This window comes from Pseudonocardia sp. CA-107938 (assembly GCF_050936315.1).
Classification (GTDB): domain Bacteria; phylum Actinomycetota; class Actinomycetes; order Mycobacteriales; family Pseudonocardiaceae; genus Pseudonocardia.
The window spans coordinates 3,802,458-3,827,645 of the sequence record NZ_JBNJNA010000001.1; the positions used below are offsets into that span (position 1 = coordinate 3,802,458).

At 73.7% G+C, this 25,188-nt stretch carries 26 protein-coding genes; 8 read left to right on the top strand and 18 right to left on the bottom strand.

Going from position 1 to position 25,188, the window contains the following annotated elements; all coding sequences use genetic code 11:
- The first annotated feature begins 40 nt into the window (after positions 1-40).
- Positions 41-643 (top strand): TetR/AcrR family transcriptional regulator, encoded by a 603-nt coding sequence (locus tag ACQEVB_RS18915; RefSeq protein ID WP_432972954.1) that lies wholly within the window; start codon positions 41-43, stop codon positions 641-643.
- On the opposite strand, the gene ACQEVB_RS18920 is transcribed toward ACQEVB_RS18915, so the two are convergent.
- Positions 597-1,502 carry an oxygenase MpaB family protein gene (locus ACQEVB_RS18920; protein ID WP_432972957.1) on the bottom strand — a complete coding sequence of 302 codons (906 nt, stop codon included), beginning with the start codon at positions 1,500-1,502 and terminating at the stop codon, positions 597-599. The two genes, ACQEVB_RS18915 and ACQEVB_RS18920, sit on opposite strands and share 47 nt — an antisense overlap.
- On the bottom strand, positions 1,499-3,226 hold the full coding sequence (locus tag ACQEVB_RS18925) for an acyl-CoA dehydrogenase family protein (protein ID WP_432972959.1): 1,728 nt from the start codon (positions 3,224-3,226) through the stop codon (positions 1,499-1,501). Before ACQEVB_RS18925 ends, ACQEVB_RS18920 begins: the two co-directional genes overlap by 4 nt.
- Positions 3,227-3,272: 46 nt before the next feature.
- Here ACQEVB_RS18925 and ACQEVB_RS18930 point away from each other — a divergent pair, with 46 nt between their 5' ends.
- On the top strand, positions 3,273-3,899 hold the full coding sequence (locus ACQEVB_RS18930; RefSeq protein ID WP_432972962.1) for a TetR/AcrR family transcriptional regulator: 627 nt from the start codon (positions 3,273-3,275) through the stop codon (positions 3,897-3,899).
- On the opposite strand, the gene ACQEVB_RS18935 is transcribed toward ACQEVB_RS18930, so the two are convergent.
- Positions 3,871-4,542, bottom strand: a complete 672-nt coding sequence (locus ACQEVB_RS18935) for a TetR/AcrR family transcriptional regulator (protein ID WP_432972965.1) — start codon at positions 4,540-4,542, stop codon at positions 3,871-3,873. The genes ACQEVB_RS18930 and ACQEVB_RS18935 overlap by 29 nt on opposite strands.
- A gap of 83 nt (positions 4,543-4,625) precedes the next feature.
- Here ACQEVB_RS18935 and ACQEVB_RS18940 point away from each other — a divergent pair, with 83 nt between their 5' ends.
- Entirely contained in the window at positions 4,626-5,516 is an 891-nt protein-coding gene (locus ACQEVB_RS18940; protein ID WP_432972968.1) for an NAD(P)H-binding protein, read from the top strand.
- Here the strand turns inward: ACQEVB_RS18940 and pruA are convergent.
- Together pruA and ACQEVB_RS18950 are read right to left on the bottom strand one after the other, a co-directional pair.
- Positions 5,464-7,089 (bottom strand): L-glutamate gamma-semialdehyde dehydrogenase, encoded by a 1,626-nt coding sequence (pruA, locus tag ACQEVB_RS18945; RefSeq protein WP_432972971.1) that lies wholly within the window; start codon positions 7,087-7,089, stop codon positions 5,464-5,466. The genes ACQEVB_RS18940 and pruA overlap by 53 nt on opposite strands.
- 93 nt (positions 7,090-7,182) lie before the next feature.
- Entirely contained in the window at positions 7,183-8,706 is a 1,524-nt protein-coding gene (locus ACQEVB_RS18950) for a PucR family transcriptional regulator (RefSeq protein WP_432972974.1), read from the bottom strand.
- 81 nt (positions 8,707-8,787) lie between these two features.
- On the opposite strand from ACQEVB_RS18950, the gene ACQEVB_RS18955 reads away from it, so the two are divergent.
- Positions 8,788-9,717, top strand: a complete 930-nt coding sequence (locus ACQEVB_RS18955) for a proline dehydrogenase family protein (protein ID WP_432972977.1) — start codon at positions 8,788-8,790, stop codon at positions 9,715-9,717.
- Positions 9,718-9,967: 250 nt separating this feature from the next.
- On the opposite strand, the gene ACQEVB_RS18960 is transcribed toward ACQEVB_RS18955, so the two are convergent.
- Complete coding sequence (locus ACQEVB_RS18960; RefSeq protein WP_432972980.1) at positions 9,968-10,411, bottom strand: TIGR03618 family F420-dependent PPOX class oxidoreductase; 444 nt, start codon at positions 10,409-10,411, stop codon at positions 9,968-9,970.
- 46 nt (positions 10,412-10,457) lie between these two features.
- On the opposite strand from ACQEVB_RS18960, the gene ACQEVB_RS18965 reads away from it, so the two are divergent.
- Positions 10,458-11,558 carry a D-alanine--D-alanine ligase family protein gene (locus ACQEVB_RS18965; RefSeq protein WP_432972983.1) on the top strand — a complete coding sequence of 367 codons (1,101 nt, stop codon included), beginning with the start codon at positions 10,458-10,460 and terminating at the stop codon, positions 11,556-11,558.
- Here the strand turns inward: ACQEVB_RS18965 and ACQEVB_RS18970 are convergent, their stop codons facing one another.
- From ACQEVB_RS18970 to ACQEVB_RS19000, 7 genes are all read right to left on the bottom strand, one after another.
- On the bottom strand, positions 11,559-12,095 hold the full coding sequence (locus ACQEVB_RS18970) for a dihydrofolate reductase family protein (RefSeq protein WP_432980441.1): 537 nt from the start codon (positions 12,093-12,095) through the stop codon (positions 11,559-11,561).
- A 66-nt stretch (positions 12,096-12,161) separates the two neighbouring features.
- Entirely contained in the window at positions 12,162-12,848 is a 687-nt protein-coding gene (locus ACQEVB_RS18975) for a helix-turn-helix domain-containing protein (protein WP_432972986.1), read from the bottom strand.
- A 79-nt stretch (positions 12,849-12,927) separates the two neighbouring features.
- Positions 12,928-13,635, bottom strand: a complete 708-nt coding sequence (locus ACQEVB_RS18980; RefSeq protein WP_432972990.1) for a hypothetical protein — start codon at positions 13,633-13,635, stop codon at positions 12,928-12,930.
- A 120-nt stretch (positions 13,636-13,755) separates the two neighbouring features.
- Positions 13,756-15,003 (bottom strand): Nramp family divalent metal transporter, encoded by a 1,248-nt coding sequence (locus ACQEVB_RS18985; RefSeq protein WP_432972993.1) that lies wholly within the window; start codon positions 15,001-15,003, stop codon positions 13,756-13,758.
- Positions 15,000-15,683: a metal-dependent transcriptional regulator gene (locus ACQEVB_RS18990; RefSeq protein WP_432972996.1), complete on the bottom strand. Its 684-nt coding sequence runs from the start codon at positions 15,681-15,683 to the stop codon at positions 15,000-15,002. Before ACQEVB_RS18990 ends, ACQEVB_RS18985 begins: the two co-directional genes overlap by 4 nt.
- A gap of 21 nt (positions 15,684-15,704) precedes the next feature.
- The gene (locus tag ACQEVB_RS18995) at positions 15,705-16,268 is read right to left on the bottom strand and encodes a DUF3515 domain-containing protein (protein WP_432972999.1); all 564 of its coding nucleotides are present in this window, start codon (positions 16,266-16,268) and stop codon (positions 15,705-15,707) included.
- The gene (locus ACQEVB_RS19000; protein WP_432973002.1) at positions 16,265-16,501 is read right to left on the bottom strand and encodes an Lrp/AsnC ligand binding domain-containing protein; all 237 of its coding nucleotides are present in this window, start codon (positions 16,499-16,501) and stop codon (positions 16,265-16,267) included. Before ACQEVB_RS19000 ends, ACQEVB_RS18995 begins: the two co-directional genes overlap by 4 nt.
- A gap of 135 nt (positions 16,502-16,636) precedes the next feature.
- Here ACQEVB_RS19000 and ACQEVB_RS19005 point away from each other — a divergent pair, with 135 nt between their 5' ends.
- Positions 16,637-17,581, top strand: coding sequence for a thiamine-phosphate kinase (locus ACQEVB_RS19005; protein WP_432973005.1), 945 nt, complete (start codon positions 16,637-16,639; stop codon positions 17,579-17,581).
- Here the strand turns inward: ACQEVB_RS19005 and ACQEVB_RS19010 are convergent, their stop codons facing one another.
- Positions 17,582-18,103, bottom strand: a complete 522-nt coding sequence (locus tag ACQEVB_RS19010; protein ID WP_432973007.1) for a DinB family protein — start codon at positions 18,101-18,103, stop codon at positions 17,582-17,584.
- A gap of 57 nt (positions 18,104-18,160) precedes the next feature.
- Between ACQEVB_RS19010 and ACQEVB_RS19015 the strand changes: the two genes are divergently transcribed.
- Positions 18,161-18,889, top strand: coding sequence for a hypothetical protein (locus tag ACQEVB_RS19015; RefSeq protein ID WP_432973010.1), 729 nt, complete (start codon positions 18,161-18,163; stop codon positions 18,887-18,889).
- Positions 18,890-18,924: 35 nt separating this feature from the next.
- A complete protein-coding gene (locus tag ACQEVB_RS19020; RefSeq protein WP_432973013.1) occupies positions 18,925-19,617 on the top strand; it encodes a DUF3105 domain-containing protein in 693 nt (230 codons plus the stop codon).
- Between the two features lie 3 nt (positions 19,618-19,620).
- On the opposite strand, the gene ACQEVB_RS19025 is transcribed toward ACQEVB_RS19020, so the two are convergent.
- The 4 genes from ACQEVB_RS19025 to ACQEVB_RS19040 are packed head-to-tail and all read right to left on the bottom strand — an operon-like array spanning position 19,621 to position 25,187.
- Positions 19,621-21,267: an L-lactate permease gene (locus ACQEVB_RS19025; protein WP_432973016.1), complete on the bottom strand. Its 1,647-nt coding sequence runs from the start codon at positions 21,265-21,267 to the stop codon at positions 19,621-19,623.
- Between the two features lie 44 nt (positions 21,268-21,311).
- Complete coding sequence (locus ACQEVB_RS19030) at positions 21,312-22,649, bottom strand: (Fe-S)-binding protein (protein ID WP_432973019.1); 1,338 nt, start codon at positions 22,647-22,649, stop codon at positions 21,312-21,314.
- A gap of 1 nt (position 22,650) precedes the next feature.
- Positions 22,651-23,736 (bottom strand): FAD-binding oxidoreductase, encoded by a 1,086-nt coding sequence (locus ACQEVB_RS19035; RefSeq protein WP_432973022.1) that lies wholly within the window; start codon positions 23,734-23,736, stop codon positions 22,651-22,653.
- A complete protein-coding gene (locus ACQEVB_RS19040; RefSeq protein WP_432973025.1) occupies positions 23,733-25,187 on the bottom strand; it encodes an FAD-linked oxidase C-terminal domain-containing protein in 1,455 nt (484 codons plus the stop codon). The genes ACQEVB_RS19035 and ACQEVB_RS19040 overlap by 4 nt, the downstream gene beginning before the upstream one ends.
- Between the last annotated feature and the right edge of the window lies 1 nt (position 25,188).

Genomic DNA, 25,188 nt, shown 5'->3' on the forward strand with positions numbered 1-25,188 from the left:
TACGGGGCGGCCGCCCCGTATTGCAACCGAAGGAGTATTGGTGAGCCCCGCTGCTCGTGCCGTCCGATCGGACGTGCTGCGCAACCGCGCCGCCCTGCTCGACGCGGCGGCCGCGGCCTTCGCGCAGGACGGACCCAACGTGAGCCTCGACGAGATCGCGCGGCGGGCCGGCCTGGGCGCCGGGACGCTGCACCGCCACTTCCCGACGAAGAACGCGCTGATCGAGGCCGTCCTCGTGCACCGGCTCGAGGAGCTCGGCCGCCGCGCGCAGGCCTGCTGTGCCGCCGACGAGCCGACGGCGGCGTTCTTCGACTTCCTCGCCGTCATCGCGGCCGAGGCCGGCCAGAACATGACTCTCGCGTCCGCGCTCGACGATCCCGCCGCGCTCAGCGAACGCGTCGCCGAGGCGGGCCAGGCACTGCAGGCGGCCTTCGCCGAGCTGCTCCGCCGGGCTCAGGACGCCGGAGGCGTCCGGTCCGACGTCACGGCCGTCGAGCTGCACGCCCTGGTCACGGGCGTGATCGCCACCGAGCGCGCGCTGCCGGAGGAGTCGCGCGGCCGCGGGCTCGCCGTCGTCGCCGACGGGCTACGGGCGGCTAGCGGGTCACCCGAAGGCCCGGCGCGCGCGCCTCGTCGGGCGTGACCGTCACGGGCCGGACGGGCGGGGTGGGATCGAGGTGGCGGCGCAGCACCGCCGCGGTCGCCGGCAGCGTGTCCCCGAGCACGGCCAGCATCACGCGTGGGGTGGCCGCGCGCACCGCCGCCCGCACCGCCGGCCGGTACGCGCGGCCGAGCGCCGCGGCCCGGCCGAACCCGCCGACCTCACCCATCCACGCCGGCAGCGACGCGATCGTCGCCGGCGCCATCAACCGGCTCAGCCCGGCGACCGCCGCACCCGTCCGCCCGCTCCCGCGCCGGTACGGGGTGCGCAGCAGGTAGTGCATGCCCCGGTGCGCCCGTTCGGACGACGCGAGCCGCGGCCGGACCGCGGCGAAGTACTCCCGCACCTGCTCGCGCGACGACGGCACGTCCGCCGGACGGCAGGTCTGCAGCTCGGCGGCCACCACCGACTCCCGCCAGTACCGCCGCTCCTCGTCGGCCGTCAGCGGGCCGGGGCCGTACAGCTCGTAGCACTTGAGCACCGAGTGCCAGCCGGTCACGTGGATCCACAGCTGCGACTCGGGCGCGTTGGCGCTGTAGCGCCGCCCGCTGATCGGCTCGATGCCCGTGGCCCGCGCGTGCACCTTCTGCAGGTGCTCGGACGCGGCGATCGCCGTCGCGCCGTCCGCCGTCGCGACGGTGAGGAAGTACGCCAGCGTGTGGTCGAGGCGCGTGCGCGGATCGGTGTAGATGCCCGCGCTGTCGGCAACGGCCGCGGCGAGATCGAGATCGAAGTGCTCCAGCACCACCGAGCGCTGGAAGCCGATCAGCGCCGTCGGCGCCGCCCACACCTTCCACGTGGGGGAGTCGGGGCCGAAGAAGCCCCAGTCCTGGCGGGTCATGGCTTCATCTCGTACACGCCCGACAACCCCGCCACCTGCTGCCACACCCGGTCGAACGTGGCGTCGTCGGTCCGCGGGGCCCGCAGCACCGACCGCGCCCACTCGCGCTGCGCGTCCGTGGCGGCGCGCTTGCCGTGCAGGTCGGTGGCGCGGGCGGAGAAGTCGCGCACCAGCACGTCGAAGATCGAGGTGAGCAGGTCCTCGTCCAGCCCGACGATGTCGGCCTGCTCCAGGATCAGCTGCCCGTACACGATCAGCGTGAACAGCTCGCCGAGCGCGAGCCCGAAGTCGAGGTCGCCGAGCTGCTCCGGCGTCGGCGGCGCCGTGGTCAGCAGCTGGACGAACGCCTCGGCCTGCTCGGTGAACACGGCGACGTTGACGTTGCCGGCGTGCGCAGCGTAGGGCGCGCGCCAGTCGCTGAACCGCACCTTCGACAGCCCGCGCGCCGGACCCTGGCGGAACAGGAACTCGTCGTCGGCGGCGTCCAGGCGCGTGCCGACGGCCGGCAGCTCGGTGGGCTGGAACAGGTACGCCGGCATGAACTTGCCGATCAGCGCCAGGTTGACCGCGACCGTGCCCTCCAGCTTGGGCAGCCCGGTGACGTCGGTGCGGGCGACGGTGACGTAGGTGTCGGCCTCGAAGCCCTTCGCCGCGACGACGTCGGCGATCAGGTCGAGCACCACCTCCGCCTCGGTGGTGACCTTCATCTTCGTGACCGGGTTGAACAGCAGGTAGCGGCGGTCGTCGGGGTTGGCGCTGCGGAAGTAGTCGATGGCGCGGTCGGAGAACAGCCGCATCGCCACCAGGCGCGTGAGCGCGTCGACGAGCTGGCGGCGGACCTGCGGGAACGCGGTGACCGGCTTGCCGTACAGCACCCGGTTCTGCGCGTGCGTGACGGCCTCGTACAGCGCGTGGGTGGCCATCCCGATGCCGCCGAAGCAGAGGTTGAACTTGCCGACGTTGACCGTGTTGAGCGCCGCGGAGAACGCGGCGTCGCCGGTGTGCAGGATGTCGGCCGGGGTGACCGGGTAGTCCTCCAGCCGGAACTGCGCCACGTACATCTGCGACGGCACCACGTTCCTCACGACGTGGTAGTTCGGGTGCGTCGAGTCGGCCAGGAAGAAGACGTACTGGTCAGGACCCTCGACGCCGTCGATCCGGCCGAACACGGAGACGGTCGTCGCGCAGTTGCCGTTGCCGATGTAGTACTTGCCGCCGCTGGCGGTCCAGCCGCCGTTGCCGTCGGGTGTGAGGACCATGTCGGACGAGTAGATGTCGGCGCCGTGCTCCCGCTCGGAGAGCCCGAACGCGCCGACGCCGCCCGCGTCGAGCTTGGCGGCGGTGCGGGCGCGGGCGTCGGCGTTGTCGCTCTGCCAGACCGGGCCGAGCCCGAGGATCGTGACCTGCCACGGGTACCAGTAGTTCAGCCCGTAGAAGGCGAGGATCTCCGAGAGCGCGGCCACCCGCGCGGTGTCCCACCGCTTCCCGGGGCCGCCGTCGCGGGTCGGCGTGAGGAACGTGGCGAAGAGCTTCTCCTCGGCCACGAAGTCGAGGAACTCCTGGTAGAAGACGTGACCGTGGTAGTCGGCCAGGAGCTTGCCCTTGCCCCGCGACTCGAACCAGTCGATCACCGCGCGCAGCGCCCGGCGCGTCTCGGCGTCGAAGTGCTCGGGGTCGTAGCGGTTCGGATCGAGCAGCAGCCCGCGCGCGCCATTCCTACTCATGGGTAGCAATATCCTACGGTAACGTAGCTTTGTCGAGAGGGGATCCGTGAACGGACGCCGTGCCTACGCGCCGCGCGTGCCCGTCGAGCAGCGCCGCACCGAGCTGCTCGACGCCGCGCTGGACCTCGTCGTCACCGAGGGGCACAGCGCGGCCACCATGGAGGCGGTCGCCGAGCGCGTCGGGGTCTCCAAGCCCGTCGTCTACGGGGTCTTCGAGAACCGGGCGGCACTGCTCGGCGCGCTGCTGCAGCGCGAGCAGGAGGCCGTCATGGCCCAGCTGGCCGCGATCTCCCCGGGGCGCATCGATCCGGGGCGGCCGCTCGGGCCGCAGGTCGCCGCCGTGCTCGACGACGTGCTGGCCGCCGCGCGGATGGCGCCCCAGCGCTGGACGTGCGTGGTCATGTCGATCCCGGACATGCCCGCCGCGTTCCTCGCCGCCCGCGAACACACGCGTGCGGTGCTGCACGCCCGGATCGAGCAGCACGTCCGCGCCTGGCTCGCGGCGGCCGGCATCGGCCCCGACGTGGCGTCCGACGTCGTGGCGCACGCGGTGCTGTCGCTGGTGGAGACCGCGATCCGGCTCGTGCTCACGGAGCCGGAGCGCTACCGCCCGGAGCTCATCACCGCCACGCTGACGGCGTTGCTCACCGCAGGTGGTGCAGCGCGCGATTGATCCACTCGCCGAGCATCGCGCGTTCCGCGGCGGTCAGAGCAGGCAGGGACGGCACGACCGTCGCGACGGTCGTGAGGAGGGCGACCAGGTCGTCGGCGGGGCTCGCCGGCGCGTCGGTGAACACCGCGGCCGCCACGGTGTCCCACATCGCGTCGGCGAGGGCGGGGTCGCGGGCATCCGCCGGTGCGCCGGTGATCGCCAGGACCGTGCCGACGCCGGAGGCGTGCAGCATCCCGAACGCGCGCTCCTCGTCGACGCGGAGACGCCCGGCGGCGGCCGCCCGGCGGATCCGCCCGCGCAGCACCTCGGCTCCCGCTGCGGTGGCCGGGGACCGCTGGGCCCGCCCCGGCTCGCTGAGCAGCGCGAAGAGCTCGGGGTTGGCCACCCCGAACGCCACGTGGGCGTGCCAGCCGGTGCGCAGGTCGGCGACCGGATCGCCCTCGGCCGGTGGCTTGCCCGCGACGTAGGCGGCCATGACCTGCTCCGCCACGGCGTCGACGAGCCCGTCCTTGTCGCCGAACAGACGGTAGATGGCCGGCGCCTGCACGCCGGCCGCCGCGGCGACGGCGCGGGTGGTGACGGCGTGCACGCCCTGCTCCCGCAGGAGCGTCGCGGCGGCGTCGACGATGCCGGCGCGGGTCATGTATCGACGATAACAGATTCTGGGTAGCGCTGTCTTATCGGTGATACCGTGCAACTGTTATCGGCGATACCAAGGAGTGGATCATGATCGTCATCACCGGCGCCACCGGGCGTCTCGGCACCCTGATCGTCGACCGGTTGCTGGAGCGCGTCCCGGCCGGCGACGTCGGCGTCAGCGTGCGCGACCCCGCCCGGGCCGCCGCGCTCGCCGACCGCGGAGTGCGGGTGCGCCGCGGCGACTTCACCGAGCCGGCGACGCTCGCGGCGGCGTTCGAGGGCGCCGACCAGGTGCTCGTGATCTCCGCCTCGATCGTGGGCCCCGTCGCCGAGGCGGCCAACACCGCCGCGATGGACGCCGCCCGGGCTGCCGGTGCGGCGCGCATCCTGTACACGAGCCACCAGGCCGCGTCGCCGGACTCGCTGTTCGCCGCGCAGCACACCCACGCCGCATCCGAGGCGCACCTCGCCGGGCTGGGCGTGCCGTTCACGGCGCTGCGCAACGGCTACTACGCGAGCGCCATCCCGATGCTGCTCGGCGACGCCCTGGAGAGCGGGCGGCTCGCACTGCCCGCGGACGGGCCGGTCTCGTGGACCGCGCACGTCGACCTCGCGGACGCGGCGGTGGCCGCAGTGACCGAACCCGGCCTGCTCGACGGCGTGACGTCCCCGCTGACCGGCCCCGAGCTGCTCGACTTCGCCGACGTCGCCCGGATCCTCACCGACCTCACGGGCCGGCGGATCGAACGCGTGGTCGTCGACGACGAGGAGTGGGTGGCCGCGTCGACCGCGCCGCGCCCGTACGCCGAGTTCCTGCTCGGCATGTTCCTCGCCGCCCGGCGGGGCGAGTTCGCCGTGACCGACCCGACGCTGGAGTCCGTCATCGGTCGGCCCGCCCGCACCGTGCGGACGATGCTGGCGGAGTTCAGCCCTGGTGCGGGTACCCCGACGCCGTCGGCGGCACGAACGTCTCCTTGATCACCCGCGGGCTGGTCCAGCGCAGCAGGTTGTAGACCGAACCCGCCTTGTCGTTGGTGCCGGACGCGCGGGACCCGCCGAACGGCTGCTGGCCGACGACGGCGCCGGTCGGCTTGTCGTTGACGTAGAAGTTGCCGGCGGCGAACCGCAGCGCCTTCGACGCCTGTTCGACGGCGGCGCGGTCGCGCGCGATGACCGAGCCGGTCAGGCCGTAGGCGGCGCCGCGGTCGATCTGGCCGAGCACGGTCTCGACGTCGGCGTCGTCGTAGACGTGCAGCGCGAGGAACGGGCCGAAGTACTCGGTGGAGAACACCTCGTGCGTCGGGTCGGCGCCCACCACGATCGTCGGTCGTACGAAGTACCCGGTCGCGTCGTCGGCGGTGCCGCCGGCGACGACCTCCAGGCCCGGGTCGTCGTGGGCGAGCCGCTGCGCCGCGGTCACCTTGTCGTAGGCGCGGCGGTCGATGACGGCGCCCAGAAAGTTCGAGAAGTCGGCGACGTCGCCCATCTTCAGGGCTTCGGTCTCGGACACCAGGTCGTCGCGCATGCGGGTCCACAGCGACCGCGGCACGTACGCCCGCGAGGCCGCCGAGCACTTCTGCCCCTGGTACTCGAACGCGCCGCGCACCAGCGCCGTCCGCAGCACGTCGACGTCGGCGGACGGGTGGGCGAACACGAAGTCCTTGCCGCCCGTCTCGCCGACGATGCGCGGGTAGGTGTGGTAGTTCGCGATGTTCGCGCCCACGCGGCCCCACAGGTGCTGGAAGGTCGCGGTCGAGCCGGTGAAGTGGATGCCGGCGAGCGCCGGGTCGGCCAGCAGCACGTCGGAGACGTCCTTGCCGTCGCCGGTGAGCAGGTTGATCACGCTGGGCGGCATCCCGGCCTCCTCGAGCAGCCGCATCGTCAGGTGCGCGGCGAGGCCCTGGGTGGGGGAGGGCTTCCAGATGACCGTGTTGCCCATCAGCGCCGGCGCGGTGGGCAGGTTGCCGGCGATCGCGGTGAAGTTGAACGGGGTGATCGCGTAGACGAAGCCTTCGAGGGGCCGGTAGTCCATGCGGTTCCAGACGCCCGGCGAGCTGGCCGGCTGGTTCTCGTGGATCTGACGGGCGAACGCGACGTTGAAGCGCCAGAAGTCGGCCAGCTCGCACGCCGAGTCGATCTCGGCCTGGTAGCAGGTCTTCGACTGGCCGAGCATCGTCGCGGCGTTGATCCGCGCCCGCCACGGGCCGGTCAGCAGGTCGGCAGCGCGCAGCAGGACGGCCGCGCGCTCGTCGAACGGGAGGTCGCGCCACGCCGGTGCCGCGCGCAGCGCCGACTCCACCGCCGCCTTCGCGTCCTCGTGCGACGCGTTCGCGGTGACCCCGAGGACGTGCCCGTGGTCGTGCGGCGCCACCACATCCACGCGCTTCCCGGACGCCATGTGCTGCCGCCCGTCGATGGTGACGGTGAGCTCGTGCTGCTCGCCGCCGACGGCGACCAGCGCCGCCTCCAGCTCGGCGCGTTCCGGGGAGCCGGGTGCGTAGCTGAGCACGGTCTCGTTGCGGGGCGCGGGCGTGCCGGTGATGGCGTCCATGAAGAGGAGGGTAGGAACCGGGCGCGATCGTCAGGCTGTCCGATCGGACAACATCCGACGGCCGGTGTTGTCCACCCCGACGGTAAACGGCTTTCAGCGGCGGGCCAGCAGCAGCTGCAGGTGTGCCATGAGGCGTGCCCTCGGGTCGCCCAGCGCCAAACCGGACACCGCCGTCGCCCTCCGCAGGCGGTGGCGCAGCGTGTTGGGGTGCACCGTGAGCTGCTCCGCCGCGGCGCGGACGTCGCCGTGCGCCTCCAGCCAGGCCAGGACGGAGTCGGCGAGCTCGGAGCCGTGCTCGGCGTCGTGCGCGACGAGCCGGGTGACGGCCGGGTCGCGCACGTCGGGTGCGTCGGCGAGCAGGTCGAGGGTGGCGTCCAGCAGGATCTCCGCGCGCAGGTCGGCGAGCGCGGCCACCTGCGCGTCGGCCGGCATCGTGGCGAGCACCCGGTCGGCCTCCGCCCGGGATGCCGGCACTCCGGCGAGCCCGGCGGCCGGCGCGCCGATCCCGGCCTGGACACGTCCGCCGGTGCGTCGCGCCGCCAGCGCCACGACCTCGGCGCACATCGCGCGCAGCCCCGGTTCGATGCGGTCGGCGGGCACCCCGGGCAGCACCGCGTAGACGTGGCCGCCGTCCGCGGCCGTCGGGGCGGCGCGGCGGTAGGTCGCCGCATGCACGGCCACGACGTCGGCCAGGTCGGCCACCCCGACGGCGTCGGCGGCGGGGGCGGCGAACGCGGCCACGACCACCGGGGCGGCCGGGTCGATCCCGTACGCGCCCGCGACCAGCTCCGGGGCGACCCGCCCGGCGAGGAGCCCGGCGACCAGGTCGGTGCCGGGGGATCGGCGGGTGCGGCGCCGCACGAGGTGCCCGGCCGCGACCCGCGCGGCGCCGAGCAGCGCGTCCTCCGCCCGCGACGTGAACGGCGTCGCGCCCTCCTGCACCCACATCGTGCCCAGCCAGCGCGACCCCGAGTGGATGCCGGCGGCCAGCCGGCGGCGGATCCCGAGCTCGGCGTGCTCGTTGATGCGCACCACGCCCTCACCCGCCCGCACCCGGTCGAACACGCCCCACTCGCGCAGCAGCCGCAGGTAGTCCGGCGGGCCCTGCCAGCCGAGCACCGACAGCCGGCGCAGCTCGTCGGCCGACGCGCTGTCGGAGCGGGAGTAGGCCAGCACCCGGCTGCCGGTGTCCTCGATGCTCACCAGGCCGCCGGTGAGCAGGCCGGTGGTCTGGGCGAGCGTGAACAGCTCGTCCGGCCCGGCGTCGGTCTCCAGCACCTCGCGGACGAGCTGCTCGACGTGGTCCCAGCGGGCGTCGTCGCGCACGGCGACGACCGCGGCGCGCTGGGCTGCGCGGCGCACCGCATCGGCGTCCGCGCCCGCCTTCACGGCCACCGCGACCGCGCCCCGCCGGTCGACGCCCCGCACCGCGGCCACGGCTTCGCGCCCGCGCGCGCCGATGACCAGCACGAACCTGCCGGCGTAGTCGTCCGGATCGTCGTCGGGGTCGACGATGGCGAGCCCGGACACGGGGACGTCCAGACCGGTCGGGGCCGAGAGGGCTTCTGCCAGCGGAGTGCCCAGCGCAGCGAGGAGGCTCCGCAGACTCGTCTCCACCGTCCGATCCTACGACAACCGCTCCCGATCGTTGTCCGATCGGACAGCCCGCGGCCGCCGGCCCGGACCTACCGTCGTCGCATGCTCAGGACCGTGATGCTCGCCGCCGCCCGTTCCCGGGCATGCCGCGACCTCGCCGAGAACACGCCGCTGCTGCGGCCGCTCGTCGACCGCTTCGTGGCCGGCGAGACCCTCGACGCGGTGCTCGCGGCCACCGCCGCACTCACCACCGACCGGCTGGTGACGATCGACCACCTCGGCGAGGACACCCACGACCGCGCCGCGGCCGACGCCGTCGTCGACGCGTACGTCGCGCTCCTGGGCCGGCTGGCTGCCACGGGGCTTGCGCGACGGGCCGAGGTCTCGGTGAAGCTGTCGGCGCTGGGTCAAGCCCTGCCCGACGACGACGCCGACAAGATCGCGCTCGACAACGCCCGCCGCATCTGCGCGGCCGCGGCCGAGGCGGGCACCACGGTCACCGTCGACATGGAGGACCACACCACCACCGACTCGACGCTTGGCATCGTCGCCGACCTGCGCGCCGACCACCCGTGGGTGGGCGCGGTGCTGCAGGCGCAGCTGCGCCGCACCGAGGGCGACTGCCGCGCGCTCGCCGGCCCCGGCTCCCGGGTGCGGCTCTGCAAGGGCGCCTACGCCGAGCCGGCCGCCGTCGCCTTCCGCGACAAGCACGAGGTGGACACGTCGTACGTGCGCTGCCTCAAGATCCTCATGGCCGGCGACGGGCTGCCGATGGTGGCCACGCACGACCCCCGGCTCGTCGCCATCGCCCGGCACCTCGCAGACGAGCACGGTCGCGGCCCGGGCGACTACGAGCTGCAGATGCTCAACGGCGTGCGGCCCGACGCGCAGCGCGAGCTGGCCGCCGAGGGCCTCACCGTGCGCGTCTACCTGCCCTACGGCACCGAGTGGTACGGCTACTTCATGCGCCGGCTCGCCGAGCGGCCGGCCAACCTGGCGTTCTTCGCGCGCTCGCTGCTGACGCGCTCGTGAGCAGCGGCGCCCGCGACGCCGGGCAGCGCAGGCGCAGGTAGACGTCGCCACCGTCGTCTTCGAAGCGGGCGACCACGACGGCGTCGGCGCGGCACTCGGGGCAGGGCACGGTGGCGGGCATTGCGGCTCCACGGATCGCGGCGGGCACGGAGCGTGCGACCCTGCACACCCCGTGCAACGCCGCCGCTCGACCGCCGGGTGCGGGCCGCGCTGTTACGGCTACGTCAACCCTTCCCGCCGGCGCAGGACCTCAGCCGTTGCCCAGCACCCGCGTCGGCGTGACGAGCACCGCCACCCGCCGCTCCGTGCGCATCACCTCGTCGTAGGTGTCCCAGTCGTCGTGGGTGCCGCCGCACGCGGTGAACACCTCGCGCAGCAGCACGCGCAGCCGTTCGGCGTCGATCCCGTCGACGGGGTCGTCCGGGCCGATCAGCTGGGCGGCACCCTCCACCCCGGCCCACCGCCACCCGACCCGCCACGCGATCGCCGTCGCCGGACGCGCGCGCAGGTTCGCCAGCTTCACCTTCCCGTACGTCACGTAGCCCACGACCGGCTCGCCGGTGAGCGGGTGATCGAGCACCCCCGCGTTCACCAGCGACGAGTGCGGGGTGCCGTCGGCCCGGACGACGGTGACGGTGGCGAGGCCGTGATCCTGCGCGACCAGCGCGCGGACCCCGGCGAGATCGATGCTCATGGGGTGATTCTGCGCCCCGTCACCGGGCCACCTACCCTCGCTGAGCATGAGCGGACGACGAACTCGGGTGGCAGTGGTGTTCGGCGGCCGCAGCAGCGAGCACGCGGTGTCCTGCGTGTCGGGCGGGGCGGTGCTGTCGCACATCGACCGGGACCGCTTCGACGTCGTCCCGGTCGGGATCACCCCCCAGGGCTCCTGGGTGATCGCCCCCGACGACCCGGCCGCGCTGACGATCAGCGACCGCGCCCTGCCCGCCGTCGACCCCTCCGGCACCGCCGTCACGCTGTCCTCCGACTCCGCCCGGCACGCGCTCGTCGCGCTCGACCCGGGTCGCGGGGGCGAGGTCTTCGCCGACGTCGACGTCGTGTTCCCGGTCCTGCACGGCCCCTACGGCGAGGACGGCACCATCCAGGGCCTGCTGGAGATGGCGGGCGTGCCCTACGTCGGGGCTGGGGTGCTGGCCAGCGCGGTCGGCATGGACAAGGAGTTCACGAAGAAGCTGCTCGCCGCCGCCGGGCTGCCCGTCGGCGACCACGTCGCGCTGCGCTCGGGCACACTCGACCTGGACCAGCGGGAGCGGCTCGGCCTGCCCGTGTTCGTCAAGCCGGCGCGCGGCGGCTCGTCGATCGGGATCACGAAGGTGCACGACTGGGCCGATCTCGACGACGCCCTCGCCGTCGCCCGGGAGCGGGACCCGAAGGTGCTGGTCGAGGCGGCCGTGGTGGGCCGCGAGATCGAGTGCGCCGTGCTGGAGTTCCCCGACGGCGAGGTGCGGTCCAGCCTGCCGGCGGAGATCCGTGTCGTCGGCGCCGACGGGGTCGTGCCCGAGTTCTACGACTTCGACGCCAAGTACCTGGACGACGTCTGCGAGTTCGACATCCCCGCCAAGCTCGACGACGCCGAGAGCGAACGCATGCGCGAGCTCGCCGTGGCCGCCTTCCGCGCTGTCGACGGGCAGGGCCTGGCCCGCGTCGACTTCTTCTACACCCCGGACCGGCGCATCGTCGTCAACGAGGTGAACACGATGCCCGGGTTCACCCCGGTCTCGATGTACCCGCGCGCGTGGGCGGTGACCGGGCTGGACTTCACGACCCTGGTCACCACCCTGATCGAGACGGCGCTGGCCCGGGGCACCGGCCTGCGCTGATCAGCCCGCGGCGCGGTAGCCGAGGATCACGATGCCGGAGTCGAGCCGGTGCACGTCGACCAGCTCGAAGCGCCCGGCGCTCCCGGTCCGGTAGAGCAGGCCGTCGGTCGTGCCGGTGCCGACGATGAACGGGTGCACCCACAGCCGCAGCTCGTCGATCAGGCCCGCGGCCATGAGCGCGTGCGAGACCACGCCGAAGCCGTACTGCACGATGTCGGCGCCCGGCTGCTGCTTGAGCTCGCGGACGGCCCCGACGGGGTCGCTGCTGATGACGGTGGTGTTGTTCCACGCCGGATCGGCGAGGGTCGTCGAGACGACGTACTTCGGGAGCGCGTTCATCCGGTCGCTGAACGGGTCGGAGCGGGCGGACCACACCGAGGCGAACCCGTCGTAGGTGTGGCGGCCCATCAGCACGGCGTCGCACTGATCCAGCAGCGCCGCCTGCACCTGGCCGCCGGCGTCGCTGAAGCCGCCGAGCGACGGCCAGTCCTGCGGGTCGCGGACGACACCGTCGAGGGTGATGTAGGTCGAGTTGATGAGGCTCCGCGTGCGGCGGACGGTAGCGACGGGGACCGGGCGCGGTCTTGTACCGAACCGCCACTCCTACAGGTCGAGGAACATCCCGCCGCGGTCCAGCTGAGCGGGGGTGTGACCGATCATCCGGCGCAGCGTCCGGGTCAGGTGCGGCTGGTCGTGGAAGCCACCCGCGTCGACCACGTCGGCGATCGACGCCCCGGCGCGCAGCCTGCGCGCGGCGGTGCGTGCGCGCTCGATCACCGCCAACGTGCGGCGCGAGATGCCGACCGCCCGGAGGAACCGCCCCTGCGCCGTCCGCTCCGGCATGCCGCGGGGCACCTCGCCGTGCCCCAGGTCCTCGACCAGCGGGTCGACGACCAGCAGCCCGCAGCGCGCGAGCCGGTCGACGAAGACGTCGACGTTCTGCGGCGTCGGCAGCTCCCACGCGTGGCCGTCGAGCAGGATCCGGCCGTCGGGCAGGGTCGGCAGCACGATCTCGCTGTTCACGAGGCCGGCCCGGGGGAACGTCGTCAGGTGGGCGCCGATGCGGAAGTCGACGCCGAAGTACTCCGAGTCGGCAGGGCACGACAGGGTCCGTGCCGCCGTCAGCGGCCCGCGCAGGTGCACGGTCGTGGTGCCGCCGATCCGGGCGAACCCGATCCCGGGGGTGGCCGATGCGATCGAGCTGAACTCGGTCGGGCTGTCGCAGGAACCGGCCCAGATCCGGCAGAGCGGCCCGGTCGGCCCGCAGAGGTCCTCGTTGTGCAGGCCCACAGCGGGAAGTGAATCACGTTGAGCGCGATCACGATGGCCGGCCGGGAGCCCGGCCGCACAGGTCGTGACGTGGTTCAGGTCAGTCGTTCCTGAGGAACTCGCCCCAGGCCCATCCGGCGTTGTCGGCCAGCTCGCAGAAGGCATCGGGCGTGCAGGCCTTGACCACCTTGACCACTCGGCCCTTCTCCAGGAATCCGATCTTCTTGGCGTCGTCGCCGGAATCGTCGGAATAGAGATCCACGTCGTCGGTCACGGTCGCGGTCCCGCGGAAGACCCTGTGCATCTTCTTGATGGGTCCTGGCTTCGATTCGGACGTCGCCGGAGTGACGCAGCTGAGCGCGTCGCTGCTGCGCCAGGTGCTCGTGTCGCCCCGGGAACTGGTAGTGGTGCCACTGGCGTGCCCGTCGTCGCCGATCTGGCCGGTGTAGTGGCCCCAGACGCCGGCGCCGACGCCTTCGTCCCAGGTGACGGTGAAGTCGACGGCGCGCCCGGTGATCCCGCCGGAAGCGGTACCCAGGGTGAGGGTGGTTCTGCCGGGTATCGCGTACGCGGCGCGCCCGCCGACCTTGTCGCCGGACGCAGGGACCTGGACGACGTAGCCGCCCGGCTGCTCCATCTGCAGGAGGCCGGCGAACTCGTACTTGTCGCACGTGGCGCTGAGCGCGGCTGGCCGGACGGGGATCTCCGCTGCCGCTGCGGTGGGAGCAGCCAGCCCCGCGAGAACGGCGGCGGCCAGCACGCCCATCGATGCTCGGGCGGTGTTCTGAACGAAAGTGGTGTACGACATCTCTGCTCCTTCCATGACGATTCCTGTGGACCAGGAATCGTCGCCGGAGGTGTTTCCGGCGTCGGGGAGGAGCAGAACATTCCCCCGGTGCGGCCGTCAGCCCTGCTGTGCGGCAGGGGGTCAGGCGCCGGTGAAGAACTGCCAGAGCAGGAACCCGTTGAGCGCGATCACGACGGCGGCGGCGAGGCCGGCCGCCCAGGTGGTGACCGGCCGGTTCACCAGCTCCGCCATGACGTCGCGGCGGCGGGTGAGCAGCACCAGCGGCACCAGCGCGAACGGGATCCCGAACGACAGGACGACCTGGGAGATCACGAGCGCCTGGGTCGGGTCGATGCCGATCCCGAGCACGATCAGCGCCGGGGCCAGCGTGAGCAGGCGGCGCAGCAGCAGCGGGATCTGCCGCTGGATGAACCCCTGCATCACGACCTGCCCGGCGTACGTCCCGACCCCGGACGACGCGAACCCGGACGCGAGCAGCGCGATGGCGAACGCGAACGCGGCCGGCTGGTCGAGCACGCGGGCCAGCCCAGCGTGGACACCTTCGAGCGTGTCGGTGTCGGGCACGTCGCTGCCGAAGAACAGGGCGGCCGCGATGATCAGCATCGCCGCGTTGACGAGGCCGGCGAGGCTCATCCCGACGATGACGTCGACCTGCTGGCGGCGCAGCAGGAACCGCCGGCGCGCCGGGGTGTCGGCGGGCATCCGGGACTGGGTCAGCGCCGAGTGCAGGTAGATCACGTGCGGCATGACGGTGGCGCCGAGGATGCCGGTGGCCAGTAGCAGGCTGCCTGTCCCCTCGAACTGCGGGACGAGCCCACCGGCCAGGTCACCGGCGTCGACGGGGATGCGCAGCAGGGTGGTGAGGAACCCGAGCAGGATCACTCCGAGCAGCCCGGCGATGGCCAGCTCGAACGGCCGGTAGCCGCGGCCCTGCAGGGCGAGCAGCGCGAACGCGACGATGCCGGTGACGACGCCGCCGAGGAACAGCGGGATGCCGAAGAGCAGGTGCAGCGCGATCGCGCCGCCGATGACCTCGGCGAGGTCGGTGGCGATGGCGACGAGCTCGGCCTGGACCCACATCAGGCGGGACACGGGGCGGGGGAACTGCTCGCGGCAGTTCTCGGGCAGGTTGCGACCGGTCGCCATGCCGAGCTTCGCCGACAGCGTCTGGACGAGCATCGCCATCAGGTTGGCCGCGACGATGACCCACAGCAGCAGGTAGCCGAACTCGGCGCCGGCGGAGAAGTTGGTGGCGAAGTTGCCGGGGTCGACGTAGGCGATGGCGGCGACGAAGGCCGGCCCGAAGTAGCGCAGCCGTCCCCAGCCGGCCGCGGTCGGCAGGTTGACGGTCTTGTCGGTGGCGGTCACTGCGACGTCGTCTCCGATCCGGGAAGCACGTGGCCGTGCACGATGGCGACGAGCGGGCCGCCGAGCGCGTGCCGGGTTCCCGACACGACGACCCAGCGCGGCCCGCCGAAAGGTTCCTGGTCGGCGACCTCGATCTCGGCGCCCGGCACGATGCCCAGCTTGCCCAGATGCCGTAGGGCTGCGCTGTCTCGATCTGACACACGTTGCACGCGGAAGCGCGAGCCGGCCGGCACGGCGCGGAGCGGGGTGCCCCACCCTTCGTCGTGGCTGCCGGTGCGGGGCGGGATGGGGTCGCCGTGCGGATCGTGGGTCGGGTGGCCGAGTGCGGCGTCGATGCGTTCCTCGAGCCGCTCGGACAGCGCGTGCTCGAGGAGCTCGGCCTCGGCGTGGACCTCGTCCCACGGCACGCCGGCGGCCCGGAAGAGGAAGGTCTCCAGGAGCCGGTGGCGGCGCACGACCCGCAGCGCGGCCTGCTCACCGGTGCCGGTGAGCCGCAGGGACCGCGGGTCCGGCCGGTCGACGAGCTCGCCGTCCTCGAGGCGCTTGACCATGGCCGACACGGACGGCGAGGACACGCCGAGCTCACGGGCGAGCTGCCCGGTCGTCACCACCTCGCCGCGGGTCGTGAGCTGGTAGATCGTCTTGAGGTAGTCCTCGGTCGCCCGGGACATAGCCACCATGACGGAAGATGATAGACGAGGCTACCGAACGGGAACGGGTCGGACTTCCAGTTTCTGCGCGACGACGTCGGAGATCTCCTGCAATGGCCCGGTTCCCGTGGCGACCGGCAGCGTCACCGCGATGAACACCTGCCGATCCACCGCGACGTGGGTCAGTACCACCGGGTCGGGCACCCCGTCGTCGAGGGTCAACCACGCGACCCCGTTGACCTGCAGCAACGGCGAGGTCGGGCCGAGCTCGGCGGGCCGGGGCAGCCCGCAGCGCAGCACGACCGGACGGGGCGCCGCGGCCCAGGCGCGCACGCCGGGCGTCGGCGGTGTGATCTCGCGCGCAGGCAGCGACCCGGCGAGCGTGCCGGGCAGCGCGTCGAGGAGGGTCGCGCAGGCCGGGTCCGTGGCGGCCGGCGCCTCGACGGGCGCGACGGCGAACGGCCCCGTCTCGGCGACGGGCCGGGCATCGAGCCCGCCGGTCCGCGCGATCACGGCGAGCACGGCGACGGCGACCGCGAACAGCGCCGGGATGGCGACCGCGAGCAGGACCGGCGGTGACCACACCCCGGTCCGGCCGCCCGACCGGGGACTCACCCGAGCTTGACCACCGGGCAGGTCAGCGTGCGGGTGATGCCGCTGACGCCCTGCACCTTGGCCACGACGAGCTGGCCGAGCAGATCGACGTCGGGCGCCTCGGCCCGCACGATGACGTCGTAGGGGCCCGTCACGTCCTCGGCCGACACCACACCCTCGAGCCGGGCGATCGCGGAGGCCACCGCAGCGGCCTTGCCGACCTCGGTCTGGACCAGGATGTAGGCCTGCACCACGGCGTGCCCCTCTCGAACGGATGAGATCGTGAGTACGACTGTCGGATGCCGAAAGTACCGGAGGTGGCACTCGTGCCCGCAGCACCGTCGAGGGAACCCGCGGCCGGCGGACCGGGCGGGCCGGACGCTGGGACGATGGCCGCGACCGTGGCCGCCACCGGCGAGTTCGGGCTGATCGCGGCCCTGACCGGCGATCTTGCGCAACCGCCGACGACGCTGCTTGGCCCGGGCGACGACGCCGCCGTCGTCGCCGCGCCGGACGCGCGTGTGACCGTCACCACCGACGTGCTGGTGGAAGGCGTGCACTTCCGCCTGGACTGGTCGACGCCCGAGCAGATCGGCCGCAAGGCCGCCGCGGTCAACCTGGCCGACGTCGCCGCGATGGGCGCGACCCCCACCGCGTTGCTGGTGGGACTGGTGTGCCCGCCGTCCACGCCGACCGCGACCGCCGTCGGGATCGGCAAGGCGCTGCGCGCCGAGGCGGAGGCGGCCGGGGCGGCCGTCGTCGGTGGCGACGTCACGGGCGGCCCCGTGATCGTGCTCGCGATCACCGCGCTGGGGAACCTCGGCGGCCGCCCGCCGGTCACCCGGGCCGGCGCGCGCCCGGGCGACGTGGTGGCGCTGTGCGGCAGCCTCGGCCGGGCCGCGGCCGGGTGGGCCGTGCTGTCGCGCGGGTTCCGCTCGCCGCGGGAGTTCGTCGAGGCCCAGCGCGTGCCGACTCCGCCGTACGCGGCCGGTCCGCAGGCGGCGCGGGCCGGCGCCACCGCCATGATCGACGTCTCGGACGGGCTGCTGGCCGACCTCGGGCACGTCGCGGCGGCGTCCGGGGTCGTGATCGACCTGGAGGTGCCGCCGGTGCCCCCGCGCATGGCGGAGGTGGGGGCCGCGCTCGGCGTCGACCCGTTGACGTGGCTGCTCACCGGCGGCGAGGACCACGCCCTCGCCGCCACGTTCCCGGCCGGCACCACGTTGCCGGACGGGTGGTCCGCGATCGGCTCCGTCCGCGAGGGTGACCCGGCGGTGCTGGTGGCCGGCCGGCCGTTCGACGCGGACGCGCTCGGCTGGGACCACTTCCGCTGATCAGGATCGGGCGCGGTAGAGGTCGCGCAGCAGGCTCACCTCGGCGCCGTGGTGGATCGCCTCGCGGTTGATGTGCAGCACCAGTGCCGCCATCGGCAGCTCGGCGAACGGCCCTTCCGCCGGTCCGACGGGCTTCTCGAGCGCCTCCGCGTCGAGGCCGCGCACGCCGGCGATCCAGCGGTCGTGGGAGTCGTCGAGCTGGGCGAGCGCCTCGTCGGCGGTCGCGGCGTAGGGCCAGGTGCCGTAGTCGGCGGGCGGGCCGCCGAAGTGCGAGGCGGCCCGCAGGGCGAACACCCCGACGATGACGTGCGCGAGCCGCCACGCGATCGTCGTGACGGGTGGCGGCTCCGGGTTCGGGAACGCGTAGTCGATCGTCAACCCGCCGTCTCCCGGCCGCAGGTTCCAGCAGCCGGGGACGGGCTCCCAGAAGTACTCGTCGTCGGTGAGGCCGGACAGGCGCGGGCGGAGCTGGGTGGTCCAGTGCCATTCCAGCTGGTCGGTGAGCTGCGCGGGCCAGTCCATCGGCCGACCGTAGCCCCGCACGACCGCCGCCGCCGGGCGGTGCGGGACAGTGCGCGGGTGGACGCCGACGACGATGCGCGGCTCGACCCGTCGGCCATGACCGCCCTGGGTGCGCAGGCGGAACGCGCGGGCGACGACGCGGCGGCATGGGCATGGTGGCGCAGGGCGGGGTTCGGCGGCGACGAACCCGCGATGCGCCACCTGGCCCGCGCGCTGCGCCGCGCCGACCCCGCCGAGGCGCAGCTGTGGCGCTGGCACGCGGTGGTCGCGGGCAAGCGCCGGGCGGCCGGCGATCCGCCGGCGGACGTCACCGCGGCGGCTGCGGGGCTGGGCCCGCAGCGTCTCGCGTTCGGGCACGGCGACCGGTCCCCGGCGGAGGCCGGTCTCGGGTGCGGGACGCTGCTGGTGCTCGCCGCGGCGGCGGCCGGGCTGGTGGCGCAGCTCAACGGGGCCGTCCCGGTCGGGATCACGGCGTTCGTGCTGGCGGGCGTGGGCGCGGCGGCGCTCGTGGTGAGCTGGCTGCGGGTTCGCGGCCGGCGCCACCCCGGCGTGTGGGAGTACGCCGACGGGCTCGTCGTGCGCACCCCCGACGGCCGGCTGGCCGGCGCCCGATGGGCCGAGATCACCCTGGACCTCGCGACCGATCCGCCGCTGCTCGGGCTGCCCGGCGGGACACTCCCGCTGGCGCCGGACGCGTTCCCGACGGGGGAGCAGCCGGTGCTGCTGCACCGCATCGGCCACCACACCGATCATCCCGGTGACGAGCCCGGACCAGGCGTGTCGTAGCGTCGGGCCACCGCGGCGCCGAGAAGGAGAGACCGTTGCGCAGACCCGTCCGCTCCGCCGCCGTGGTGCTCGCCGGCGCGCTCCTGCTCAGCGGATGCTCGTCGTTGCCGTTCGGCGGGGCGTCGGCCGCCCCGATCCGGCAGAGCGTCGACACGTCGGCGTTCGTCCCGTCGGCGGACAACCCCGACCCGTCGAAGAAGATCAAGGGCATCACGATCCAGAAGTACGCCGGTGCGCTGCACGTGGGCGGCGACGTGCGGGTGGCCTACACGCACACCCCGCCGTTCGGCGGCCGGCACGACCAGGTCTGGGCCGCCTGCAACGGCGTCGTCTACACGAAGCCGGTGCGCAGCGAGAACCTCGTGCACTCCACCGAGCACGGAGCGATCTGGATCGCCTACGACCCGGCCCGCATCCAGGGCGGCGACGTGGCCGCGCTCGCCGCGCTGGTCGAGGGCAAGCCGTACATGGTGATGTCGCCGTTCCCCGACATGCCCTCCCCGATCTCGCTGCAGTCGTGGGGCCACCAGCTGGCCGTCGACTCGGTGACGGACCCGCGCATCGACCAGTTCATCACCGCGCTGCGCGTCAACCCCAACACCCACCCCGAGCCGAACGCGTCCTGCGACATGTCGAGCAAGTACTTCGACCAGGACAACCCGCCGCCGTACGTGGCGCCGCCCGGCGTCAAGGAGGTCGACGGCAAGAAGATCGTCAAGGAGAGCTGAGCGTCAGGGCAGCATCCACCCCAGCACCGGGGTCGCCTGCAGGGCGATGAGGGTCGCGAGCACGACGAGCATGCCGAGGCTCCAGCCGATCACCTTGCGCAGCAGGACGCTCTCCTGGCCCTCGATCTTGACGGCGACGGCGGCGATCGCGAGGTTCTGCGGGGAGAGCATCTTGCCGAGCACGCCGCCCGACGAGTTCGCGGCGGCGAGCAGGTCGGCCGGCAGGCCCGCTCCACGTGCCGCGGTCACCTGGAGGGCGCCGAACAGCGCGTTCGCTGACGTGTCCGACCCGGTGACGGCGACCCCGAACCAGCCCAGCACCGGTGCGAGGAACGCCAGCGCCCCGCCCGCACCGGCCACGAACAAGCCGATGGCGGTGGTCTGCGCCGAGGCGTTCATGACGTAGGCGAGGGCGAGCACGGCGGCGACGGCGAGGATCGCCCACTTCAGCTCGTTCACGGTCCGGCCCCAGATGGCGACGGCCCGCCCGGCCCCCACCCGCAGCACGAAGGCGACGATCACGCCGGCGACGAGCATCAACGTGCCGGCCGTGGTGAGCGCGGTGAGCGAGTACGCCGTGGTGCTGTGCGGCTTGCCCTGCGGGGTGAGCACGTCGATGCCCGGGAACGGGAAGGCGATCTTCACCGCGTCCAGTGCGGGCTTGATGAACGGCAGCTGCACCAGTGCGAAGACCACCACGATGATCACGTACGGGGCGTAGGCCCGCCGGACCTCGGCGGGTGTGTCCGGGGCGGATGCCGTCCCGGGCCCTCCGGTTGCCGCGATCGCCGGCTTCCGGGCGGCCCACGGCGCGCCGCGAGAGAACCGCGCAAGGACGAGCACTGCGATCGCGCCGAGCAGTGACGCGACGATGTCGGTGAGCGGCACCGAGATGTAGTTCGACGTGACGAACTGGCCGATCGCGAACGCGATCCCGCAGGTGAGCGCCGGCAGCCACGCCTCGCGGATCCCGCGGGTCCCGTCGACGATGAACACGAGCACGAGCGGGACGAACAGGGCCAGGAACGGTGTCTGGCGGCCCACGACCGACGCCACCTGCTCGAGCGGCAGCCCGGTCACGCTGGCCAACGTGATCACCGGAACACCCATGGCCCCGAACGCCACCGGCGCGGTGTTGGCGACCAGCGCGACGACCGCCGCCTTGATCGGTCGGAAGCCGAGCGCGATCAGCATCACGGCGGTGATCGCCACCGGAGCGCCGAACCCGGCGAGCGCCTCCAGCAGCCCGCCGAAGCAGAACGCCACGAGGATCGCCTGCGTGCGGACGTCCGAGGACAGTGCGCCGAAGCTGCGCTGGAGCACCTCGAAGTGCCCGGTCGCGACCGTCATGTTGAACACCCACAGCGCGTTCACGACGATCCACAGGATCGGGAACAGTCCGTACAGCGCCCCGTGGGCGGCCGCCAGCAGTGACATGCCGACGGGCATCCCGAACCCGAGCACGGCGACGAGCAGGGCTGTCAGCAGTCCGGCGAGCGCGGCCCAGTGGGCGCGCACCCGCAGCACGCCCAGCAGCACGAGCACCACCGCGAGCGGCAACAACGACACCAGCGCCGAGAGCCCGAGCGAGCCCCCGACGGCGTTCGGATTCTGCTGGTAGGCGGCCAGGTACTGCGTTGTACCCCACATGGGGTGGGATTGTGCGCCCGCCGGCGCCCGGGGGCATCTCGGAATCAGGTGCGGGGGACGGGCACCCCGCGGATCGACGCGTCCAGCAGCTGCACCGGGTGCAGCAGCGGGAGCGTGGCCTCCAGGTGCTTGCCGATCTGCAGCAGGCAGCCCGGGTTGGCGGTGACGACGATGTCGGGTTGCGCGGCCCGCACGTTCGCGGCCTTGCGCGCGCCCAGCTCGCCGGCGGCGTCGGGCTTGAGCAGGTTGTAGATGCCGGCCGAGCCGCAGCACAACTCCGCCTCGGGGAGGTCCACGAGCTCGACGCCGGGGATCGAGGTCAGGACGGCCCGCGGCTGCGCACGCACCTGCTGGGCGTGCCCGAGGTGGCAGGCGTCGTGGTAGGCGACCCGGGCCCGGACGGGGTGGCGCTCGGCCCGCGGCCCGGCGTCGGCCAGCACCTCGTGCACGTCGCGGACGGACGCGGAGAACCGGGCAGCGCGGTCCGCCCAGGCCGGGTCGTCGGCGAGGAGGTGGCCGTACTCCTTCATCGACGACCCGCAGCCCGCCACGTTCGTGACGACGGCGTCGACGCCGAGCACCTCGAACTCCTCGATGGTGCGCCGGGCCCGCCGCAGCGCCGGGTCCTCACGGCCGGAGTGCAGCTCCAGCGCGCCGCAGCACTGCTGGTCGCGGGGCACGACCACGTCGAAGCCCTCGGCGGCGAGCACGCGCACGGTGGCGGCGTTGACGCGGTGGAAGAACACGTCCTGCACGCATCCCGTCAGCAGGGCGACCCGTCCGCGCCGGTTGCCCCCGACCGCCGGCGTGAGGCGGGGGAGCTGCGCGAACGCGTCCCGCACGGTGACGGGCGGCAGCAGCGACTCCATCGCGGCGAGCCGGCCCGGCAGCTTCCCGGCGAGCCTCGCGACCGCCGGGATCCGGCGCAGCCGCTGGTAGAGCGCGCCGGGCAGGGCGGCGAGCCGCAGCCGCCGCTTGTACGGGAAGAGCGCGAAGATCGCGGTGCGGAAGAGCCGGTCGCCCGGCGAGCGTGACACGTTGCGTTCGATCTGCGGGCGCACCGCCTCCAGCAGCCGGTCGTACTGCACGCCCGACGGGCACGCCGTCACGCAGGCCATGCAGCCGAGGCACGCGTCGATGTGCTGGGTGAACGAGCCCTCCAGGGTGATCTCGCCCTTCCCGGCGAGGTCCATGAGCAGGATGCGGCCGCGCGGGGAGTCCATCTCCTCGCCCCACAGCTGGTAGGTGGGGCAGGTGGGCAGGCAGAACCCGCAGTGCACGCAGTCGTCGAGGAGGTCCCGGTCCGGCGGGCGGTGCCCGTCGAACGCGCTGGGGCCCTGCTGGGGGATGTTGGTCTCGGCGGATCCGGCGGGGGTGGTCACGTCACATCCAGGGGTCGAGGCGGCCCGGGCCGAGTCGGCCGTCCGGGTCGAGGGACTGCTTGACGGCGCGCAGCACACCGAGCGCCGAGGGCGGCGGGCCCCACGCGGGAACGTCGGCGCCGGCGGGTCGCGACCGCAGCACCGACGTGCCGCCGGCGCCCGCGACCGTCTCGTGCGCGGCGGCCACGTCGCCGGGATCGAGGGCGACCGTGGCGATCCCGGTGCCCAGACCGGCAGTGACGGTCCGCGCGGGCAGCGCGGCCAGCACTCCCGGCAGCCGCGACGGGCGGGTGCCGATCCGCAGGACGGCGTCCTGCGGCCCGCCGCGGACGGCGGCGGCGTGCGCCGCCCACCCGTCGGTCAAGGTGGCGCCGGGCAGCACGTGGCGCAGCCGGCCGAGGCGCGCCTCCATGGCGGCGTCGGTGCCGTCGAGCCGCACGAGCAGGGTGCCGCCCACCCACTCCAGCGCCGCCGGCTCGTACGGCCCGCCCAGCACGGCGGCCGCGAGCTCGGCCGCGTCGGCGAGCGGGCAGGTCACGGCGAGCGTGGCCCGCCGCTCGGGCACGGGGTGCAGCCGCAGCACCACCTCGGCCAGCACAGCGAGCGTGCCGTACGAGCCGTGCACGAGCTTGGCGAGGTCGTAGCCGGCCACGTTCTTGATCACGTGCCCGCCGCTGCGGGCCACCGTGCCGTCGGCCAGCACGAGAGTGACGCCGATGACGAGATCCCGCAGGGAGCCGAACACCAGCGCCGACGGCCCGGCGTCCCCGGTGGCGAACAACCCGCCGACGGTCGCGCCGTCCGCCACGCGCGCGGCGTCGAGGCTCACCTGCTGGCCGTGCGGCGCCAGCTCCTGCTGCAGGTCGCGCAGCGGGGTACCGGCGCGCACGGCGACGGTCATGTCGCCGGGGTTGTGCACGATCACCCCGGACAGCCCGGTGGTGTCGAGCACCGCGTCGACGGGCCGCAGCGCCCCGGCCCACCCCGCGGCCGTGCCCGCGCCGCCGATGCCGATGGTGCCCGTCGTGTCGAGGATCGCCGCCCGTAGCGACGCGAGATCGGTGGGCCGCAGCATCGATGCGGTCATAGCCTCTCGATCACCCCGGCCTCCTCCAACGGATGCGCGCGGTACTTGCCGGGCTGCTCCCCGCACAGCCGCGGGGTGGGCAGCACCTTGCCCGGGTTGCAGATGCCGTGCGGGTCCCACGCGTCGCGCACCCGCGCCATCACGGCGAGGTCGTCGCGGCCGAACATCTTCGGCATCGAGCAGGCCTTGTCGGTGCCGATGCCGTGCTCGCCGGACAGCGCACCGCCCATCTCGACGCACAGCTCGGCGATCGCCGACGAGAGCTGCTCCGCCCGCTCGGTCTCGCCGGCCGCCGCGCTGTAGAGCACGAGCGGGTGCAGGTTGCCGTCACCGGCGTGGAAGACGTTCGCCACCCGGATGCCCGCCTTCGCGCCCATCGCGGCGATCCGGTCGAGCGTCTCGGCCAGCCGGGTGCGCGGCACCACGCCGTCCTGCACGAAGTAGTCGGGGCTGATCCGCCCGACGGCGGCGAAGGCCGCCTTGCGTCCCCGCCAGATCGCCGCGCGCTCCTCTGGGGAGCCGGCGATGTGCAGTCGGGTGCAGCCGTGCCGGTCGCAGATCTCCTTGACCTGCTCGAACGTCGAGTCGCACTCCTCGGCCGGCCCGTCCAGCTCGACGACGAGGGCGGCAGGCGTGCCGACGGTGTAGCCCGCGTGGACGGCCTGCTCGGCGGCCTCGATCGCGAGCGTGTCCATCATCTCGACGGCGGCGGGCACGATCCCCGCGGCGACGATGTCGGAGACCACGTCACCGGCCGACGCGATCGACGGGAAGTCGGCCAGCAGCGTCCGCACCGTCTCGGGCGTGCGCAGCAGGCGCAGCGTGACCTTCGTGGTGATGCCGAGCGTGCCCTCCGAGCCGAGGAACACCCCGCGCAGGTCGGGACCCAGCTGCTCGCCGGTGTCGGAGCCGAGCGTGACCATCGAGCCGTCGGGCAGCACCACCTCGATCGCGAGCACGTGGTTGGTGGTGAAGCCGTACTTGAGGCAGTGCGCGCCGCCGGAGTTCTCCGCGACGTTGCCGCCGATCGTGCAGACCTGCTGGCTGGACGGGTCCGGCGCGTAGTAGAGCCCGTGCTGCGCGACGGCCCGCGTGACGTCGAGGTTGGAGACGCCGGGCTCGACGATCGCCCGCCGGTCGAGCGGGTCCACCTCCAGCACCCGGTTGAGCCGGTTCAGGCCGATCACGACCCCGTCCGCCACCGGCAGCGCTCCACCGGAGAGCCCGGTGCCGGCCCCGCGGGCCACGAACGGCACCCCGTGCTCGGCGCAGACCCGGACCGCGGCGGCCACCTGCTCGGCCGTGCGCGGCAGCAGCACCAGCTGCGGGACCACGCGGTAGCCGGTCAGCCCGTCGCACTCGTACGCGCGGCAGGCGACCGGGTCGCTCAGCACGTCGCGAGGGTCGAGGGCACGCTCGAACGCCCGCTGCACCGCGGTATCCAGCGCCATC